This is a genomic window from Anaerovorax odorimutans (genome assembly GCF_024459955.1).
Lineage (GTDB): Bacteria > Bacillota > Clostridia > Peptostreptococcales > Anaerovoracaceae > Hominibacterium > Hominibacterium odorimutans_A.
Genome location: NZ_JANFXK010000129.1, coordinates 1 through 303, shown reverse-complemented (window position 1 = coordinate 303; position 303 = coordinate 1). Strand labels below are relative to the sequence as shown.

The following is a 303-nucleotide window of genomic DNA, read 5'->3' as shown; positions in this document are numbered from 1 at the left end:
CCAGGTGGGTGGCTACCAAAACCTGATACGTTTCTCCCCAAAGACGCTGGGCCAGTTTCACGCCGATCTTGTGGGCCATAGCCGGAGTTGCTTCCCCCGGCGCAAAGGATTGATACCCGTGATAGGCCATGATGCCCTCGTCTTTGCCAAACCGGCGCTTGACTGCCAACATCTCGGTTCTTGCTGTGGCCGGAGCACAATTAATACCAGAAACAAAGCGCTCCATGATTTCCAGGGTTTCATCATCAACAGTGCTGGTCTTTCGCTTGCTAACCGCATAGTCGATCACATCCGTAAGGGCCT

General features: G+C 54.1%; 1 protein-coding gene. It reads right to left on the bottom strand.

What is annotated here, in order from left to right; genetic code table 11:
- A partial coding sequence (locus tag NE619_RS18190; RefSeq protein ID WP_256133884.1) for a relaxase/mobilization nuclease domain-containing protein occupies nucleotides 1–303 on the bottom strand: 303 nt, incomplete at both ends.